20 protein-coding genes are annotated in these 18,275 nt (G+C 32.7%); 8 read left to right on the forward strand and 12 right to left on the reverse strand.

Translation table 11 applies throughout. The features are described from left to right. Window positions 1–8: 8 nt before the first annotated feature. The gene (locus tag QZZ53_RS02985) at window positions 9–1,127 is read right to left on the reverse strand and encodes a hypothetical protein (protein WP_296381308.1); all 1,119 of its coding nucleotides are present in this window, start codon (window positions 1,125–1,127) and stop codon (window positions 9–11) included. A 355-nt stretch (window positions 1,128–1,482) separates the two neighbouring features. Here QZZ53_RS02985 and QZZ53_RS02990 point away from each other — a divergent pair, with 355 nt between their 5' ends. The 4 genes from QZZ53_RS02990 to QZZ53_RS03005 all read left to right on the forward strand — a co-directional run bounded on the left by QZZ53_RS02990 (window position 1,483) and on the right by QZZ53_RS03005 (window position 4,496). Then, the gene (locus QZZ53_RS02990) at window positions 1,483–2,121 is read left to right on the forward strand and encodes a T9SS type A sorting domain-containing protein (RefSeq protein WP_296381309.1); all 639 of its coding nucleotides are present in this window, start codon (window positions 1,483–1,485) and stop codon (window positions 2,119–2,121) included. A gap of 189 nt (window positions 2,122–2,310) precedes the next feature. Then, window positions 2,311–3,693, forward strand: a complete 1,383-nt coding sequence (locus QZZ53_RS02995; protein WP_296381310.1) for an MATE family efflux transporter — start codon at window positions 2,311–2,313, stop codon at window positions 3,691–3,693. A 3-nt stretch (window positions 3,694–3,696) separates the two neighbouring features. After that, window positions 3,697–3,924: a hypothetical protein gene (locus QZZ53_RS03000; RefSeq protein WP_296381313.1), complete on the forward strand. Its 228-nt coding sequence runs from the start codon at window positions 3,697–3,699 to the stop codon at window positions 3,922–3,924. Further along, the gene (locus QZZ53_RS03005; RefSeq protein ID WP_296381315.1) at window positions 3,924–4,496 is read left to right on the forward strand and encodes a phosphatase PAP2 family protein; all 573 of its coding nucleotides are present in this window, start codon (window positions 3,924–3,926) and stop codon (window positions 4,494–4,496) included. The genes QZZ53_RS03000 and QZZ53_RS03005 overlap by 1 nt, the downstream gene beginning before the upstream one ends. On the opposite strand, the gene QZZ53_RS03010 is transcribed toward QZZ53_RS03005, so the two are convergent. Genes QZZ53_RS03010 through QZZ53_RS03030 form a run of 5 tightly spaced genes read right to left on the reverse strand, consistent with a single transcriptional unit; the run spans window position 4,483 to window position 9,130 of the window. Continuing rightward, complete coding sequence (locus tag QZZ53_RS03010) at window positions 4,483–6,102, reverse strand: glycosyltransferase (protein ID WP_296381317.1); 1,620 nt, start codon at window positions 6,100–6,102, stop codon at window positions 4,483–4,485. The two genes, QZZ53_RS03005 and QZZ53_RS03010, sit on opposite strands and share 14 nt — an antisense overlap. Continuing rightward, window positions 6,095–6,718: a lipid-A-disaccharide synthase N-terminal domain-containing protein gene (locus tag QZZ53_RS03015; protein WP_296381319.1), complete on the reverse strand. Its 624-nt coding sequence runs from the start codon at window positions 6,716–6,718 to the stop codon at window positions 6,095–6,097. The genes QZZ53_RS03010 and QZZ53_RS03015 overlap by 8 nt, the downstream gene beginning before the upstream one ends. Then, window positions 6,715–7,431, reverse strand: coding sequence for a glycosyltransferase family 2 protein (locus QZZ53_RS03020; RefSeq protein ID WP_296381320.1), 717 nt, complete (start codon window positions 7,429–7,431; stop codon window positions 6,715–6,717). The genes QZZ53_RS03015 and QZZ53_RS03020 overlap by 4 nt, the downstream gene beginning before the upstream one ends. A 42-nt stretch (window positions 7,432–7,473) precedes the next feature. Continuing rightward, entirely contained in the window at window positions 7,474–8,553 is a 1,080-nt protein-coding gene (gene meaB / locus QZZ53_RS03025; RefSeq protein WP_296381322.1) for a methylmalonyl Co-A mutase-associated GTPase MeaB, read from the reverse strand. A 10-nt stretch (window positions 8,554–8,563) separates the two neighbouring features. Then, on the reverse strand, window positions 8,564–9,130 hold the full coding sequence (locus tag QZZ53_RS03030; RefSeq protein WP_296381325.1) for a DUF2911 domain-containing protein: 567 nt from the start codon (window positions 9,128–9,130) through the stop codon (window positions 8,564–8,566). Between the two features lie 148 nt (window positions 9,131–9,278). Here QZZ53_RS03030 and QZZ53_RS03035 point away from each other — a divergent pair, with 148 nt between their 5' ends. The 4 genes from QZZ53_RS03035 to QZZ53_RS03050 all read left to right on the forward strand — a co-directional run bounded on the left by QZZ53_RS03035 (window position 9,279) and on the right by QZZ53_RS03050 (window position 12,793). Continuing rightward, window positions 9,279–9,866: an RNA polymerase sigma factor gene (locus tag QZZ53_RS03035; protein ID WP_296381327.1), complete on the forward strand. Its 588-nt coding sequence runs from the start codon at window positions 9,279–9,281 to the stop codon at window positions 9,864–9,866. Continuing rightward, on the forward strand, window positions 9,850–10,419 hold the full coding sequence (locus QZZ53_RS03040) for a hypothetical protein (protein ID WP_296381329.1): 570 nt from the start codon (window positions 9,850–9,852) through the stop codon (window positions 10,417–10,419). The genes QZZ53_RS03035 and QZZ53_RS03040 overlap by 17 nt, the downstream gene beginning before the upstream one ends. Window positions 10,420–10,464: 45 nt before the next feature. Further along, window positions 10,465–11,982, forward strand: coding sequence for a hypothetical protein (locus QZZ53_RS03045; protein WP_296381332.1), 1,518 nt, complete (start codon window positions 10,465–10,467; stop codon window positions 11,980–11,982). A 448-nt stretch (window positions 11,983–12,430) separates the two neighbouring features. Beyond that, window positions 12,431–12,793, forward strand: a complete 363-nt coding sequence (locus QZZ53_RS03050; protein WP_296381334.1) for a hypothetical protein — start codon at window positions 12,431–12,433, stop codon at window positions 12,791–12,793. A 48-nt stretch (window positions 12,794–12,841) separates the two neighbouring features. On the opposite strand, the gene QZZ53_RS03055 is transcribed toward QZZ53_RS03050, so the two are convergent. The 6 genes from QZZ53_RS03055 to recF form a co-directional block, all read right to left on the reverse strand. After that, window positions 12,842–13,198 carry a hypothetical protein gene (locus QZZ53_RS03055; protein ID WP_296381336.1) on the reverse strand — a complete coding sequence of 119 codons (357 nt, stop codon included), beginning with the start codon at window positions 13,196–13,198 and terminating at the stop codon, window positions 12,842–12,844. After that, window positions 13,198–15,609 (reverse strand): penicillin acylase family protein, encoded by a 2,412-nt coding sequence (locus QZZ53_RS03060; protein WP_296381338.1) that lies wholly within the window; start codon window positions 15,607–15,609, stop codon window positions 13,198–13,200. The genes QZZ53_RS03055 and QZZ53_RS03060 overlap by 1 nt, the downstream gene beginning before the upstream one ends. Window positions 15,610–15,691: 82 nt before the next feature. Further along, window positions 15,692–16,411, reverse strand: coding sequence for a class I SAM-dependent methyltransferase (locus tag QZZ53_RS03065; protein WP_296381340.1), 720 nt, complete (start codon window positions 16,409–16,411; stop codon window positions 15,692–15,694). A 4-nt stretch (window positions 16,412–16,415) separates the two neighbouring features. Further along, window positions 16,416–16,712: a DUF721 domain-containing protein gene (locus QZZ53_RS03070; RefSeq protein ID WP_296381342.1), complete on the reverse strand. Its 297-nt coding sequence runs from the start codon at window positions 16,710–16,712 to the stop codon at window positions 16,416–16,418. Between the two features lie 32 nt (window positions 16,713–16,744). Continuing rightward, a complete protein-coding gene (locus QZZ53_RS03075) occupies window positions 16,745–17,164 on the reverse strand; it encodes a lipocalin family protein (protein WP_296381343.1) in 420 nt (139 codons plus the stop codon). Continuing rightward, window positions 17,161–18,240 (reverse strand): DNA replication and repair protein RecF, encoded by a 1,080-nt coding sequence (gene recF / locus QZZ53_RS03080; RefSeq protein WP_296381345.1) that lies wholly within the window; start codon window positions 18,238–18,240, stop codon window positions 17,161–17,163. Before recF ends, QZZ53_RS03075 begins: the two co-directional genes overlap by 4 nt. Between the last annotated feature and the right edge of the window lie 35 nt (window positions 18,241–18,275).

Here is an 18,275-nt window from a genome sequence, read left to right on the forward strand (position 1 = left end):
GGTTATAGTTATTCGCATTCTGTTGTTAAGCCATCAATCCATTCGCCTATAAGCGCAACGGCTTCTTCATGGATAATGGTTCTGCCTAACAATGGCATTCTCAATTCTTCTGCTTCTGTATTTATTCTAAGATACATTACAGAACGTTCTTTTAAGGCTGGTGCTACAATTTTTGTCATTCCAGGGATTGCTGTCTCCGGATCTACACAAACACCTAAGTTAGTTTCATTAACTGTTTCATTAAAGGCAAAGCGCACTGGTCTGTAATCGCAATATGATAATTCTGAGTGACAATGAGCACAATTGACATCAATATACGAGCGTACTCGTATGTCAATGGGTTGTGTTTCATCGCTCCATTTAATAACTGTATTAATTGTTGCAGGTAAGTTATCTTCTAAATAGTCTTCTGCTATTAATTTTTCTAATTGGTTTTGAGAACCATCAGTATAAGTATATATGCTATTTAAGTTTTGCGGTTTTAAACCAATAGGGATTGGATTGGATTGGCTGTTATGGCAGGTAAAGCATTTCGCATGGGATGGAATTCTATAATTTGTGCTTTTTGCAATACCATTTTCCAGAAAATCTATATTGGTAGATGAACCGTCAAGACTAAACATTGCCTCTGATTGATCGTCATTCCATATATAATCAGCAAAATGCCAATCGTCTGCTTTCCTTAACATTAAGCGTGTTTCTATAATACGCGTAGTGTTAGCTGGTTGTACATTGTTGTAATAAAATGTTTTGATTAGAATTGTTCCTACAGGAAAATCTAAAGGCTTATTATCTCCTACATAAGTGGCTTTTACATCACTAGGCATCCAAACAAAGCGTTTCTTTTTGGCGTAGTCTGTAAATAAGGTTGAAATTGGTTCGTAAGGAATAACTCCAAGTACAGGTTCTTGTGCTTTCATACTGCCTTCAAAAAAGTTGTATTCTGAAAGTGTATTAAAAGGGAAAGCGTCCATATCTAATACTACAGGTGAAACAGGTATTGGAACATAATCGTCCTCACCAGTAGAATCGTTATCATTGCTACAAGAAAATTGCACAACAATAAATAGTGCTAGACTAGCATGTATTAGTAGTTTTTTGATGATGTTTTGTTTTGGTTTTAGCACGAATATAATAAAAATATTGTTTGCTTAATTGACTACAAGTCTGTTACCCTTATTATATAACATTTGAACGTACTTTTATCCTACCAATTGATTAATATTCTTTTTAAATATGAGAATTTTTTAATAAAATAAGAAAAGCTATGTTGGTCTGCATGGCTCAAGGCACAGATAGTGTGAAAGTTGATAATTGATTTTACTGCTGACTGTCCATCTTAACTAACAAAATGTGACTGAGACGACAAAGTGTTATTTAAGGATTACAAACTGAAACACCTTAAATAATATATGAAAATAATTACTTATCTTAGGTTAGTGTTTTTTTATAATGATTGAATACAACGAAATATTTAAAAAAATGAAAAAAATAATACCTCTTTTACTATTATTAATAGTCTTTTTACCATCATTTGCTATAGATATAGTTAGTACTTCTGCCTCTCAAGTAATAGGAGGTTTAAATGTAAATGTTAAAACTTTTGAAGTTGAAGGTTTCAATCTTTTAAGTAGTGATTTTTCAATAGAAGATAGCATTATAAATCTTTCAATTTGTTACAGCAAAGATGGCACTTTAGCTTATACTAATTTAGAGCATGATTTTTTTATTCCTCTAATTAATAGTGGTAATTACACTATTAATGTAGATATTGTTTTATCGTCATTCCAGTCTACAATATGTGATTCATCCGTTGTGACTAATACAGCTTCAACTACTGCAGAATATACTTCTTTGTCAGTCAATAGTTTTGAGGATTCAGAAAGGGATAGTTTTAGTATATATCCTAATCCTGCATCAACAAAAGTCAATTTAGATTTAGAGAAAGTGTTCTATAAGCGAATTTATTTACTAGATAGCTTTGGTAGGGTTGTAAGAAGTTTTGATGAATTACACAAAAAAAATATTGAATTTGACATTTCTGACTTAAATGATGGTATTTATTTTATTGTAATTGAAGCTGATAATAGAGTTTTCTACAAAAAACTGTTAAAGAAATAGCAAAGTCTAACAACCCATTATACATACACGTACGTGTCATGGATCTTATATTCTAAAACACGTTATAGTTCTCCTCTTTTTCTATTTAAAGATATTTAATGCAAACTAAAGAAACACGTTAAGCTAAACCACCCAAATTCACCTCATAATTAATTCGCACAACAAAAACCTAAGCACTACTTTTGCGCCATGGTTTTAAGCAACTATACCAAAGAATTTAAATATAACCTTAAACTAGCATCTCCAGTGATTCTAGGTATGCTTGGGCACACCTTTGTCAGTTTTGTAGATAATGTGATGGTTGGGCAATTAGGTGCTGCAGAATTAGCAGCTGTGTCTTTAGGTAATAGCTTTATTTTTATTGCGATGTCTTTGGGTATTGGATTTTCTACAGCCATTACACCTTTAGTTGCAGAAGCAGATTCTGAGCAGAACTTTACTAAAGGAAAATCTGTTTTTAAACATGGCTTTTTTCTGTGTACGGTTTTGGGTTTATTGTTATTCTTAATGTTGCTTGTTGCCAAACCATTAATGTATGTGATGGATCAACCAGAGGAAGTCGTAGAGCTCGCTATTCCGTATTTAGATTTGGTGGCTTTTTCTTTGGTGCCTTTAATTATATTTCAGGCCTTTAAGCAGTTTAGTGATGGCTTGTCTTTGACTAAATATCCAATGTATGCGACGATTGTGGCTAATATTTTAAACGTGGTTATCAATTACGTTTTAATCTTTGGTAAGTTTGGTTTTCCGGAAATGGGAATTGTTGGAGCAGCAGTAGGTACTTTAATATCTCGCTTTGTTATGTTGTTTTACTTATGGTGGTTATTGGCAAAACGAGATAAATCTAAAGCCTATGTTACCAATATAAAGTTCTTTAAACTCAGTAAACAACCAATTAATAAATTAATGAATTTAGGCATGCCAAGTGCCATGCAGATGTTTTTTGAAGTCGGCATATTTACAGCTGCAATTTGGTTGAGTGGTACTTTGGGAGCAAATGCTCAAGCAGCCAATCAAATAGCATTAAACTTATCGTCTATGACTTTTATGGTAGCTATGGGATTAAGCGTAGCTGCTATGATACGAGTTGGTAATCAAAAAGGATTAAAAGATTTTAAAGCTTTAAAACGTATTGCAGAATCTATCTTTTTGGTTGGCTTTATTTTCGCCGTTGTGTTTGCACTGTTCTTTGTGGTTTTTCATACGATGCTTCCAGATTTGTATGTGGATTTAGATGATCCTACTAATGCCTTAGATACAGCTGAGGTTGTAGAAATTGCAGCGACTTTATTATTAGCAGCTGCTGTTTTTCAGATTAGCGATAGCCTTCAAGTTATTACACTTGGCGCATTACGTGGCTTACAAGATGTTAAGATTCCGACTATAATAACCTTTATTTCGTATTGGGTTATTGGTTTTCCGATTAGTTATTTTTTAGGCAAGGAGGAAGCTTATGGAAGTCTAGGAATATGGCTCGGACTATTAGCAGGATTAAGTGTCGCTGCAATTTTATTGTATTTTAGGTTTAATTATCTCACAAAGCGTTTAATTTTGCAACAAGACAAAAGTTAGAATATGGAATTACCAAAATTCATTTTAGGAGACAATACAGATCATCCAGATGCGATTTACATTATACATACAGAATTTCCGAGGTTTATCATAAATCTTGAAAACGACGAAGTAGAATGGTTTGAGGAATTTGATCAACATGATGAAAAAGAATTGGAAACTGAAACTGAAAATTATATTCAACAAGCTACAGACTTTTACGATAGAGAAGTAGAGCGTTACGACGATTAATGTTAGAGCAACTTTTAGAATTAGATACAGAACTTTTTTTATATCTCAATGGGTTGGGCTCTTCAACTTGGGATGGTTTATGGTTAGTTATCACTGATGAGTTCACTTTTGCTCCCTTATACGCTATTCTTTTATTTTTAATTTATAAAAATTATGGTTTAAAACCTTTGTTAATTATGGTTGTGGTTATAGCAGCTATGATAACTTTTACAGATCAAACGACGAATATTGTAAAGCGTTCTGTGCTTCGTTTTAGACCTTGTGCTTGCGAAGATATTATGGATATGATTAGATATATAGCAGAGCGTTGCAGTTCTAATCGTAGTTTCTTTTCTGGCCATGCTGCTAATTCTATGGCTGCAGCTGTATTTGGCGGTTTGGTATTACGACCTTACTATAAAAAGCTTATTTTTATTCTCTTATTTTGGAGTTTTATTGTCGCTTATAGTCGAATCTATGTTGGTGTACATTATCCAATTGATATTCTATGCGGAATGACATTTGGTGCGCTCGCAGGTTTTGGATTCTATAAGTTAAATAAATACCTTCTTAAACGATTTACTTCAAAGTAAGTTTATAAAGCTGATTGACCAATCTTGTTTTGTAACCTCTAGAATCTTTAGTAGAGAAGTTTAAATCGTAAGTATCCAAAAATTCAATTGTATATAACTTCGATAATGATTCAATTGTTTCAGGTTTGGCTTTATTGGTTAATAAGCAGAATTGCTTTTCATTAGGAATAGCATAGCCTTCGCTGGTTGTAATACTTGGAATCTTGTCTCCATAATTATAAATCACTTCTGGTGCGATATAGTCTAAACTATATACTTTAAGGTTTTGGTCATTTAGTTGTGATACAGGTTTATAATTATCTTGAGTATGTGTCTTAGATATTGGCAATGCAAACAAACCTATACTTACCATAAATGCAATTACCAAATAGAATACGTTTTTAATGTTCTTTACTTTTAGATTTTTGAAAATTAGAACACCAATACCTAATAAAGCTAAAGATGTAATTATAAATCTAAATAAAACTATTCCGACTAAAACTTCATTCGAAAAAAACCAAACCACCCAAAACAAGGTTGCAATAGTTGCAATCAATCCAAATTGAAAATAAACAGGAATCGTTTCTTTTTTAGACTTCAAATTTTTGAATTCACGAATTAAATACTCAATATAAAATCCAATATTGATTGCTAAAGGAATTAAAACAGGCATCAGGTAACGCGATTTCTTTTCAGGAATAATAGATAAGAGAATCACTGCAATAATTGTCCAAAAGAAACTAAAACGATAAGCCTTTAAATTTGAAACTCTAGATTTTAGATAAGGATAGAGTAAGCTAATAAAAGCAGGTACAGTCCATAAGCCACTTTGCACAAAGAAACTCCAGTAATAATAAAAAGGTCTAACGTTATAACTACTCCAATTAGACGTTTCGCGTTCTGCAATAGTTGTAAAGGTTTCAGGATCTGCAACACGTACATGAAAATACCACCAACCACCTAATACAATTCCGAATATTAAAAGACTAAAGAGTTTCAAGAAATGAAGTGGACCGCCTTTAAATTTAAAAGCAATACCATAGGCAATTACAAAAGGTAAAAACAGTACATACAATGAAACAGGACCTTTGGATAATACAGAACCAGCTAAAAAGAGCACAAACAGTAAGCTATGTGTAATTGGTGTTTTTGCTTTATGGAACAATTGAAATAATTGTAACAAAGCCATTAGCATAAAACCATGCGTGTAAATATCCCAAGGTGCTTCAATGGTAATACCTATAACATAAAATGAAGTTAGTACAATAAATCCATTGATTAAGCTATGTGATTTAGGAAGTTCTAATTTTTTAGAAAGTAGATAGGTTGATATGCCTATACTGGCTAGAAAGAGTAGAGCAGGCCAACGTAAAGCTAAGACCGATTTAATTCCAAAAACAAATCCGAAAGCTGCTGTAATCCATGTTGGTAAAGGCGGTTTTTGATAACGTGCTTCTCCATTCATAGTGGTTAAAATCCAATTGTTATCGGTGAGCATTTCTCTTGCTGAAATAAAATTTCGAGCTTCCATAATACTCACAGGAATTGAGTCAATTGTAAAACCAAGCATCACAATAACGAAAAGCAATAAACCAAGAATAGGATATTTTTCTAAGAGCTTAATCATTTGTTTGTCTTATTAAATAGGCATTACGTGCATAAATGATGAGTCCAAATAAATGACCTACAAAAAGCACTGGATCTTCTCTGATAATCGCGTAAGTTAATATTAAACCAGCTCCAATTAAACTTAAAACCCAAAAACCCATTGGTAAAGTTGATTCTTTATTACGTTCAGAATGAATCCACTGATATACAAAGCGCAAAGTAAAAATGACTTGTGCTACAATACCAAGAATTAATAACCAAAGTGGAATAGCTTCATTTTTAAATAGAAGTTCTATGTCTATTTTGTTATTGTTGTAATAGAATACGACAATAAGAATGGGAACTATAAATAATAAATACTGAACAATTTTTGGAAATTTTTTCCATTGCCCTTGTAATTGTAGGTTTCTGATGTAGATAAAATACGTTAAACTTTGCCCAAGCATAATGGCGAAATCTAATCGTAAATAGCCATAAATAAATAGTAAGAAAGAGGCAACTAAACTAAGTGTCCAAAATGTTGTTGGAGTGATAACTTTGCGTTGCTTTTCTGAAGTAATCCATTGAATGATTAACCGAGAAGAAAATAAAATCTGGGCTAAAAATCCGATACTGTAAATGATCCAATCCTTCATTTACTGGATTTAGCTACGTCGTAATTAATATATTTTTTCTTCATCCACAAGTATGCAAAACAATCCATCAAAGGTCCAAGAAGTCTATTCCAAAGTCCGAACTTTGCTGTTCCCGCAATCCTTGGAAAATGCTGAACTGTTATTTGAGTAACACGTCCGTTTTGTAACATAACCATTGCTGGTAAAAAGCGATGTAAACCTCTAAACATAGGAATACGTTTTGCATAATCAGTTCTAATAACCTTAAGCGGACAACCGGTGTCATCCATACCATCGTGAGTAAAAGCGCGTCTAATACCATTGGCAATTTTAGAGGACATGTTTTTTACAAAAGAATCTTTTCGGTTAGAGCGTACTCCAGTTACCAACTCATGTGTGTCAATATGTTCTAAAAGGATATTAAAATCCTCAGGTGACGTTTGTAAATCTGAATCTATATAGCCAACTAACTCAGAATCAACATGGTCAAAGCCAGCTTTTATAGCAGCACTTAAACCTCTATTTTCTTTAAATAAAATGTATTCGAAGGCTTCGTTACGTTGGCATATATTTTCAATTAAAGCTTGACTATTATCTTTAGAACCATCATTAACAAAAAGAATAGATGTTGGTACTGTTGCAATATTCAGATAGTTAGAAAGTTCAGTTTCTACACGTTCTAAATTTTCCTCTTCGTTATAAACAGGAACTACAATAGTGAACTTATATGTCATGCGTTTGATTGCTTAGTCTGTGCAAAAGTATTGTTTTTTCTATTAGAACGAAAGTAAGTATTCGGCAGCTGCAAATGGTGTCGTTTTTCCTGTTTCAACCAATTTAATTTGAGCTTGTAATTCTGCTTTAATCTTAGCTGAATTATAGAAATTAGATTTTAAGCGTTCTTCAATAGTTTGTAACAGCCAAAACTTATTTTGATTATTTCTGTTGACTTCAAAATATTTGTTAGATGTGGTTGTTGATTTATAATCTTTAATCATGCCCCAAACTTCAGGAATGCCTTCTTGTTTTAACGCACTACAAAGCGATACTTTTGGTGACCACTCTGATTCTTTTGAAGGATATAAATGTAAAGCTCTATTAAATTCAACTTTAGCTAATTTTGCTGCTTTCACATTATCACCATCTGCTTTATTTATCACAATAGCATCTGCCATTTCTATGATACCACGTTTTATACCTTGTAATTCATCACCAGCTCCAGCTAATTTTAAAAGGAGAAAGAAATCGACCATACTATGTACAGCGGTTTCGCTCTGCCCAACACCAACTGTTTCTATAATAATAGTATCAAATCCAGCAGCTTCACATAGAATAATAGTTTCTCTGGTTTTTCTGGCAACACCTCCAAGAGAATCACCAGATGGAGATGGTCTAATAAAAGCATTCTTATCTTTTACTAAGTCTTCCATTCGAGTTTTATCTCCTAAAATACTACCTCTACTTAAACTGCTACTTGGATCTATAGCTAAAACAGCAACTTTTTTACCTAAGCTAGTTAGATGACATCCAAAGGCTTCAATAAAGGTGCTTTTTCCAACACCAGGAACTCCAGTAATTCCTATTCTTATAGATTTGTTTGCAAAAGGCAAGCAAGCCGTAATGATATTATGTGCTTTTTGGGTATGGGTAGAATTGGTGCTTTCTACTAAAGTTATTGCACGACTCAAAGCGGAAATGTCTCCAGATGTAATACCAGAAACTAAGTCTTGTATAGAAGGCTTTTTTTGGCGATTAACTTTTATAGTCTTAGCAGAATCAGAACTTAAGGATTCAGGTGGTGTTATACCATCTTGCTCATTGAGAGCAGATTTATATGTTTGGTTTTTTTTTGCCACCTTAGATCTGTTATGGTTTTTTAGAGGTGCGTTCTTCAATAGGAACTTCAACCTTAGTACTATCCCAAGCCATAGAGAGTTTTAAACTTCCTGTGGTATTATCGAAAGCAATTGTGAATTCTTCAACGGTTTCATCTATTTGTTTTGTTGGGACTTCAATTTCAATCACATCATAATTTGGATCCCACATTGGTACCATTCTTTCATTCACGCCCCAATCATATTGCTTAGAATTAAACATCACTTTCCAAGATTTATCCATAGGAACCGTCCAAATGGTATATTTTCCTTTCTTTAAAAGCATACCATCAATTACTAAATCTTTATTGGTAGAAAAGGTAGTAGCTTCATTAGCTCCTGTTCGCCAGACTTTATCAAAAGGAACAAGTGCTCCAAATATTTCACGTTCGCGTTTAGATGGTCTGTTGTATTCCACTTTTAAATCTAAATCATTGAGTGAAATCTTAGCAGAATCTTTTGGACTTAAGCGTGGTGAGAAAATATTTTCAACAAAGACAGAATATAAAAGTAAGCCTAGTGCCAATATAGACAGAATAATGAGGAGGCGTTTTAACATAGTAATTAATCTTAAATAGAATTTTAGAATTTAAAGATAATTCAATTCCCTAAATTTATAGAATAGTAACGTCTAATTTTAAGTAATTCTTATAAAATGAAAATTTTTTAAGAATTTTTGTCACACTTAAAAATAGGTGTCGTCTTTAGTGTGTAACCAATCAAAAACCAAAACTAAAATCAGCACGTTTCAAATTCATATTGTTGAAAAATGCAAGCAGAATGATAGACAAGCTCAAATGGAGTTGTATAATCAATACTGTAACGGGATGCTAATCGTCGCGCTTCGATTTGTAAAGGATACAATGGAAGCTGAAGATATTGTACAAGAGGCGTTTATAAAAGCGTTTTCAAAATTAGAACAATATAAGGCTGAAGTGAGTTTTGGAGCGTGGTTAAAGCGTATTGTTATTAATAGATGTATTGATGTTTTAAAATCGAAACGTCAGCGTTTAATAGAATTAGAAGAGCATCATTTAAATGTTGTGGATGCGGATTATGAGAATGAATGGTTGGTAGATGACGAAATTACTATAGACGAAGTGAAATTAGCGATGGAGCGTTTGCCCGAAAAATACAGATATGTGGTAATGCTGTATTTAGTTGAAGGTTACGATCACCAAGAAATATCAGAAATTTTGAATATTTCTGAAGTCGCCTCAAGAACACAATTATCGAGAGGTAAGCAAAAATTGCAAAACGAATTAAAATTAAAGATAAATGGCACAAGATCTTAGAAACCTGTTTGAAGAAGACCCTAAGGAGCAGCATATAAAAATGTCTGAAGGTCATGAAGCACGTTTTCTTCAAAAATTAGGTAAAGAATTACCGAAAAAGACATCAACGAACCTATTTAGTTTCTTAAATATAGCAGCAAGTGTTATTGTATTATTAGGATTGAGTTATGGAGCATTTCAGTTTTTTCAAACACCTTCAGCCGATCCAATAGAACCTACTATAGTTGAAAGTGCAGGGCCAAAAACTTTAGGAGCTGTTTCACCAGAATTAAAGAAAGTTGAAGACTATTATTTGGCTAGTATTAACTTAGAATTATCTAAAGTGCAGTTAACACCAGAGAACAAGGAGTTGTTTGATGGTTATGTACAGCGTCTTAAGGAATTAAATGAAGAATACGACAGGCTAACATTAGAGTTGAATGACAATGGTCCTAATGAAGAAACTTTAAATGCACTTATAGATAACCTAAAATTTAGACTAAACTTAGTGATGCGTCTTAAAGAAAAACTTCAAGAGTTTAATGACGACTCATTTATGCAAGATAGTATATAATCACAATCAATAAATCAAAAAATGAATAGTTAAATCAAAAAAATCATGAACAACACAATCAAAATTTTAATGCTCTGTCTTTTAACCTCTTTTGGTTATGCCCAGAAAAAATTAAGCAAAACATCACAATCAATTAAGGTAAATAAAGATGTGGTAGTTGACTTAAACACTAGTTATGTAGAAATACAATTAGAAACTTGGAACAGAGACATTGTAGAAGTAGAAGCTTATATTGAAAGTAGCAAACTATCCGAAGAAGAACTAGAAAGAGCTTTAGAAGCTTGGAACCTTAAAGTAGAAGGTTCTAATGGTAAGGTTACAATTTCATCTAATGGTGGGAGAAACATAGGATTATTTGGTGAAGGCGATTACGGAGACTTATTGAAAGATTTAGAAATTCAATTAGCAGATTTACCAGAAATGCCAGAAATGCCAGAGATGCCGAACATGCCACATATGGCAGAAATGCCTGAAATGCCAGAAATGCCGGAGTTACCTGAATTGCCAGAAGGAGTTAAATCCATATCTTTTGATTATGATAGATATCAAAAAGATGGTGAGAAATACTTAACAGAATGGAGCAAAAAGTACGAAAAAGAAGGTGGTAAAGAACTTCAAAAAAGTATGGAAGAATGGGCCAGAAAGTTTGGGGAATCTGGTTACCAAGAGAAAATGGAAAAATGGGGAGAAGAATACGGAAAGCGTTTTGAAGGCAAATGGGCAAAAGATATGGAGAAATGGGGAGAAGAATTTGGTGAAAAGTTTGGTAAAGAATGGGAAGAGAAAATGGAAGCTTGGGGAGAACGTTTTGGAAAAGAAATGGAAGTGCGTGCCAAGGCTATGGAGAGGCGAGCAGAAGCAATGGAAGAGCGTAATGAAAAGCGTTCTAAAGAAATGGTTAAGCGTATGGAAGAAAGAGCAGAACGTATGGAAGAACGAAGAGAGTCTATCTTAGTAAGACGTTTAGAGTCTGGTAGTAATAGTAAAGTAAAAAAAGTGATTAAAATAAAAATCCCTAAAAAAGCGAAACTTAAAACGAACATAAGACATGGTGAGTTAAAATTGTCTTCAGTTATTTATAACATGAAAGGAGATATATCGCACTCATTTTTTGTAGCAGAACACATTGATGGAAGTGACACTTCCATCAATGTGTCTTATTCGCCAGTGGTTATTGATACTTGGGATTTAGGTACACTGAATCTTAATTTTGTTGATAAAGCTCAGATTAAAAATGCTAATAATTTAGTATTGAATTCTAAGTCGTCTAATATTAATATTGAGAGCTTAACAGACACTGGTATTATAGATGGTAGCTTTGGTGATCTTACTATTTCTAATCTTACAACATCGTTTAAGAACCTGAATTTGGTTTTAGAGAATAGCGATGCATTAATCAACTTACCTAAAAATATTGATTATAGTATGTATTTTAAGGGGAGTCGTTCTAAGTATAATAATAAGCCGACAACTCAGAAAACGATTCGAAATTATCCTGATGGACAAAGTTCTAATAGAAATATTATTGTAAATGCTAAGTTTAGTAATGTGATTATGAATTAAAATTACCTCTAAGTGTATTATTTTTTATTCTGAATTTGTTTTCAGAATCTCAATTTCCTTTTCTTCTCTCCATTTCATAAAATAGACTCATATTTTTATGGAAATTTTGTTTTTATATCGATTACTTCTTTCTAAGCTTTTTTTTAATTTATCAAAGCACATTCTTTAATTACTGCATCGTATAAAGTAATACCTATGTATCACTAAGTAGAACAAATCATGGCTTTAAGCTATGCCAATCATGATGATTATCTTAGAATGAATAGCCAACTTAATTTAGAATTCTATTAAGAGAATTATCCTGATTCTAATTTGCTCTTCAGGCTTTAATATTTTGAGGTTTATTTTTTTTCTTAGAAAGAAAATTTCTGATTTAACATAATGCTAAGTATAAAACAAACCAGCCTATATGATGAAGTTATAAAAGAAATGAACTACAAATTTGGTGATGTTTTTTATTTTTGAAGGCTATGTTATTTCCGAAATTAAAGAAGGTATTAGCTTTTCTTGGGAAACTCATGCACATCCAATAATAAAGGATGTTATTGATTATACTAAATGTGATGGTAGCGATTTGGTTTATTTATCTCACAGAATTTACTCATATTCTGTGGTGCCAACAGATTGGCTAAAACTCTTTAGAAATAGTTTCGATTTAAAAGGCTATGGTATCATTGGTTATACAGGTGTTAGTTTTGTAAATACCGTTATAGAAAACCTGTTTTTTAAAAAGAAAATAAGGCGATTTACTACAGTAGATGCTGCTGTGCAGTGGGCAAAAAGTTTTAATCTTGTTGAGGCTGGAGGTTAACAAATATTTTTCTATACCTTTTATATAATAGATTTGCTATTAAGAATTCTACGACTTTTTCAATGCCAAACTCAACTGTTTTCCAAAAATGGCAGCAATGCCAGCAGCTAAACCACCAACGATTCCTGTAGCTAACATTAATATAAAAGGATTACCTCCTAAAGGCAATAAAACGGCAATGCGTTTGGCTAAAGTATAATCATTACCACTACTCAAAATAAAACTATAAACTGCCCAAAATAAGAGAATAGCTAAAAAGGGTACAAAGAATACTGCAGCTCGTTTTAATGGTACAAATAAAGCACTTGCTAAAGCAGCAGTCATTATAGACCACCAAGGAAGAAATAATGATAAAATGATTGCTAAAACAATCGTTACTATAAAATTGGTTGTATTTGTTTTCATTAGTTACTAGGTGTTAAGATTTGTGTGCCAATCATAGCATCTGTAGCTTCGTTGGTTTGCATAAAGTTGAGACTGTAATACTTTCCTGCAGCCCAATCATCTATAAAATTATCGTAGTATTTACTGCCAGGATTACCAGATTGTCCACCAGGGTAAATCCCAATAGCTGTAGGAGGGGATGTCATTTCTACAATCATTCTCCAAGATGGTCCGTGATTTTCTGAAGTTGCATTTACAATATTTCGATCACCACCAATAGGAATATCAAATCTAGAAAATGCAGGTAGGGCTTGTAATAAATGACCAGCATATGTGCCTTTGTAATTCACCCAAGTGTAGTCTCCTTCTTCTGCTTTAATTTCTATTAAACGTTTTGCTGCTTTTTTAAAGGCTAATAAAAATAAGTCCTTGGCCGTTTCGGTTTCTGGTGTTTCAACTATATCCATAAAGGCATCATCTCCTTTGTTTTTTAGCAAGTAAATAGTTTGATATGTGTATGGAGCATCGAGTGCTGTATCTTCAATATCAAACTCATCCCAAACCATATTATAAAGTTTGCCATACCATTGACGCCAAATACTTGGACCAACTTCGTTAATGTCGTTATTATATCTCCATGCCTTAGCTTCATCATAGATCGCTTTTTCTTCCGAATTTAAACTAGAAATGTCCATAGTTTCCAACATGTAAGGCATGAGTTCTGCAGCTTTAAGATTGTAATTGTTATTGTGTAAATCTTTAAAATCTTGAATACTAAACTTGTCTTTAGAACTAAAGAAATCGTTTATCACACGATTACGATACGTTTCGTAACCATCGTTATATACAAAATAGGGATAAGCTTCATCTACAGGATGCTGATTAGCAGAACTTACAAAACCGCGTTCAGGATTTTTAGTGTGCGCATTAAACTGTTGCGGAATAAAACTTTGCCAATCATTTTCGGATTTACTGCCATCCATTACAAATTTACCTTGATCTTCCCATTTATTAGGAAACATTCCTTGAATCCATAAGGCGATGTCTCCTTCAGTAGATGCAAAGACAAAGTTTTGAGCAGGTGCTACCCAATATTTTAAAGCATTAGTATAATCATTATAATTTTTAGCTTTATTCAATTCTAAAAATGTACGTTGTCCATTTCCGGGAATATGTCCTGTCCATTGCATGGCATAGCCAGCTAACTCTTTATCTGATTTAAAGTTTTTATCATACATTACAGGACCATGATGTGTATATAAAACAGAGTCCTTGTAGCTTGGTTTGCCTTTTATTTTAATCTCTTCAACTCTTACTGTTATGTCTTTCCATTGGTCATCGAATTTATATTTGGTTCGGTCTTCATTGAATTCAATTTTATACCAATCAATAACATCTCTTGTAGCATTAGTTTCTCCCCAGGCAATATGTTGGTTAAAACCAGAAATGACTGCTATAGCTCCAGGAAGCGTGGCACCAAAAGAGTTATGAGTTGGTGTGCTCAGTTGCATCACATACCATATACAAGGTAAATTGAGTCCTAAATGCGGATCATTGGCTAAAATAGGGTGTCCGGAATACGATTTTTCTCCAGAAATAGCCCAATTATTACTGCCGTTATCTGGATTTGGTTTGTCTATAGTTTCTGTAATAGAATCTAATAGGATTTGGCTTGTAGGTTTTGGAGTTTGAGGAACATCAACAAAGCTCCAGTCTGTTTCTTTAGGAATTATAGGTTCTGTATTATCAAAAAAATCTGGGAATAATAAATCGAAACGCTCTTTACCAAATAGACGTAAAGCATTGGTGTTTTCCATGTCTTCATCTCCACCAGCTAGCATTTTGGTCATATACATTAACAGTAAAGCTGTTTTTTTTGGTGACCATGATTCTGGTTTATAATCGAGCAGTTTATATTCTACAGGATAATCTTTTGGGTCTAATTGATCAATATAACTATTTACTCCATCTGCGTAAGCTTGAGCAATAGCAGTAGTTTCTTTGTCTTCAGATATTTTTTTTAAGGTTTGCTCTGCTCCAAAAACCATACCTCTTCGTCGTTCTTGTCTGTCGTAATTTAAAGCTCCTTCACCTATAATCTCAGATAAACGACCAGCTGAGGCATAGGTTTGAAATTCCATTTGCCAAAGTCTATGCTTAGCAGTTAAATAGCCTTGAGCTCTATATAAATCTAAATCATTCTGAGCAAAAATATGCGGAATCAATTGGGCATCGTAATGCACAGTAACTTTATCTGTTAATCCAGGAATTGTTATTTCGCCAGTAGTAGATTCATCAGTTTCGTTTTGCCAAACTCCAGAATAGGGATTAAGAAATTTTCCGATAGGAGGAATAGCTCTAAATTTGGTATTTAAAGCAAAAAATAGTCCTATAGTTAATAGGAAGGAAAGGATAAGTTTAAAATACTTCATGAAATGAAATTATAGAGAATTTAAAAATACCAAATAAATATTACTTTTCTAAACAAGGTTGAAATGAATCAAATAGACTTTTCTATTTTTTAAAAACCTTATAAATAGGTTTTAAAAACCAAAAGAAATTTTTAAAGAAATGGATAGATCTATAATAGGTAACCAGAAAAAGTTTGGCTTGGTAAGCAGATATGGCTATTGGTTCAGTGCGCTTTATAGGTTGCATCTGGATGCATGCGAATCCTCCCCACATTTCTCTGTAAAGCCCATCATGATTAAAAGCACCTGTAACGTAATCTAATTCAATATAATGTACATAAGGATTAGAATTGTAATTATATGATGTCATTCCTTTTCTACAAGCTGGATTAAAACTGTCGTGCAAAATAATAGTAATAGGTTGCTTTGGTATAAGATTTAAAACTTTGGTAATATCTTCTAAAACACCTTTTGTGCTATGGTCTCCATCTATAAGAATGAATTCTACAACTTCATCACTATTGTTAATCTTACTGACTAATTCTGGAATAATACGTTTAGAATCTCCAATGAGATACTCTATATTAGATAAATCATCACAGCGTTTATCTCTATATGATGGTGTTAGGTCAATAGCATATACTTTATCTGAAAATTCACTGATAACCTGAAGACTACCACCATTATAAGTTCCAATTTCTATTGCAACTTTTGGTTTTATAGTTTGTAATACTCTAATAAGTGTCGCTTGTTCAGCTCTACTCATAGACCAAGGAATAGGGTATTGGTTGGTTATTTGATGCTTTAAACTTGTAGAGCTCATTGATTTATCTTAATACTAACTTTTTAACAATGTCTTTACCTACAGATTCGTTGAGCATTTTTACAATTTTTTCGTTGCCATAACTTAATTCTTCTCGCAATACGCTAGAGCTTAATTGCACATAGAGTACGCTATGTTTAAGTTCTATAGCAGTGGTGTAATTGTTAACACCATTTCCCATAAGATTCGCCCAAGCTTCACGCACGTTAACCTTGTCTAATCCTGTTTGTAAATTATTGGTCTTTACAAACTCTTTTAGAATATCTTCAATGGGTTGGTTATCGTTATTGCGTTTTGCCATCTTAGTTGCCGCGAAAGCGGTAATCTCTTTAATTATTTAATATCTAATTTAATTGGAGTATAGCGTTTGTATAAATATACGTCCTTATTATCATTAATTATACGTAGATTTTTAGGTGTAGCTTCCAAAACTGTTTCTTTCCATTTGGCATAAGGTGTTTTGTAATATATATTTAAACTACCATTTTCAATTTTCACGCTTAAACTTTCATAATTATCTGAAGTAAAGTAAGTATCATTAATGCCAGGTTTTAGTTTTTTTCTAAAACCATATAAACTGTCATTAAGACTGATGTAATCTATGGTTTCGTTAAATTTATATTCTTTTTTACTGCCATTTGCTAAGGTTACTTCTTTAATTTCCCAATAGCCTTCTATGTGTTCTATGTAAGATTCTGAGTTATTAGAACAAGCAACTAATAGCAAGCAAAAGGTCCATAAATATTTCCTCATAATTTGAATAATTTATAGGATTGATGAATCTGTTTTACAATAGTTTCGGTTCTATCTGCATGTGTATCACTAATAAAAATCTGACCGAAATGCTCATCATCTACTAAATTAATAATCTGTGCTACTCTGTTTTCATCTAGTTTATCAAAAATATCATCTAGTAGTAAGATAGGTGAGACTCCACTTTGCTCTTTTGTAAAATCGAATTGTGCTAATTTCAGTGCAATTAAAAATGATTTTTGTTGTCCTTGACTTCCAAATTTTTTAATGGGAAAATCATCAATTAAAAACACCAAATCATCTTTGTGAGCACCAACACTTGTGTATTGTAAGGCTTTGTCTTTATTGAGGTTTTTATCTAATAAATCTTTTAGTTCACCATTAAATAAATCACTTTTATAAGTTAAATCAATGACTTCTTTACTTTGACTAATGGCTTCATAACGTGCTTTAAAAATTGGAATAAATGCTTTTAGGAAGGCATCTCGTTTTTTGAATATTTCGGTGCCAAACGCGTGCAGTTGCTCATTGTAAATCGATAGTGTATCTGCATTAAATGTATTATTTAATGCGAAATATTTTAAGAGTGCATTACGTTGTGCCAAAACCTTGTTATAGCTAATAAGTTCGGTTAGATAACTTTTATCACTTTGAGAAATAACACTGTCAATAAACTTTCGTCGTGTATCACTACCTTCTATTATTAAATCACGGTCTGCAGGAGAAATAATAACGAGCGGAATAAATCCAATATGCTCGCTAAACTTTTCATAAGCTTTTCCATTACGTTTAATCACTTTTTTTTGTCCACGCTTTAGGGAAACTATAATTTTTTCTGCACGCTCATTTTTAGTAAAATTACCATCAACCACAAAAAACTCTGCATTGTGATTTATATTCTGAACTGCAATTGGATTAAAGTAACTTTTGCCGAAAGCTAAATGGTAAATAGCATCTAAAGCATTGGTTTTTCCGATGCCATTCGCGCCAACAAAACAATTGATTTTAGCGTCGAAATCGAAAACCTGACTTTCAAAATTTTTATAATTAACTAAAGATAGTGTGTTTAGATTCATAAAAGTTTAATGGATTGCCTAATTATAGTGCTATG

This window comes from Winogradskyella sp. (assembly GCF_016744625.1).
Classification (GTDB): domain Bacteria; phylum Bacteroidota; class Bacteroidia; order Flavobacteriales; family Flavobacteriaceae; genus Winogradskyella.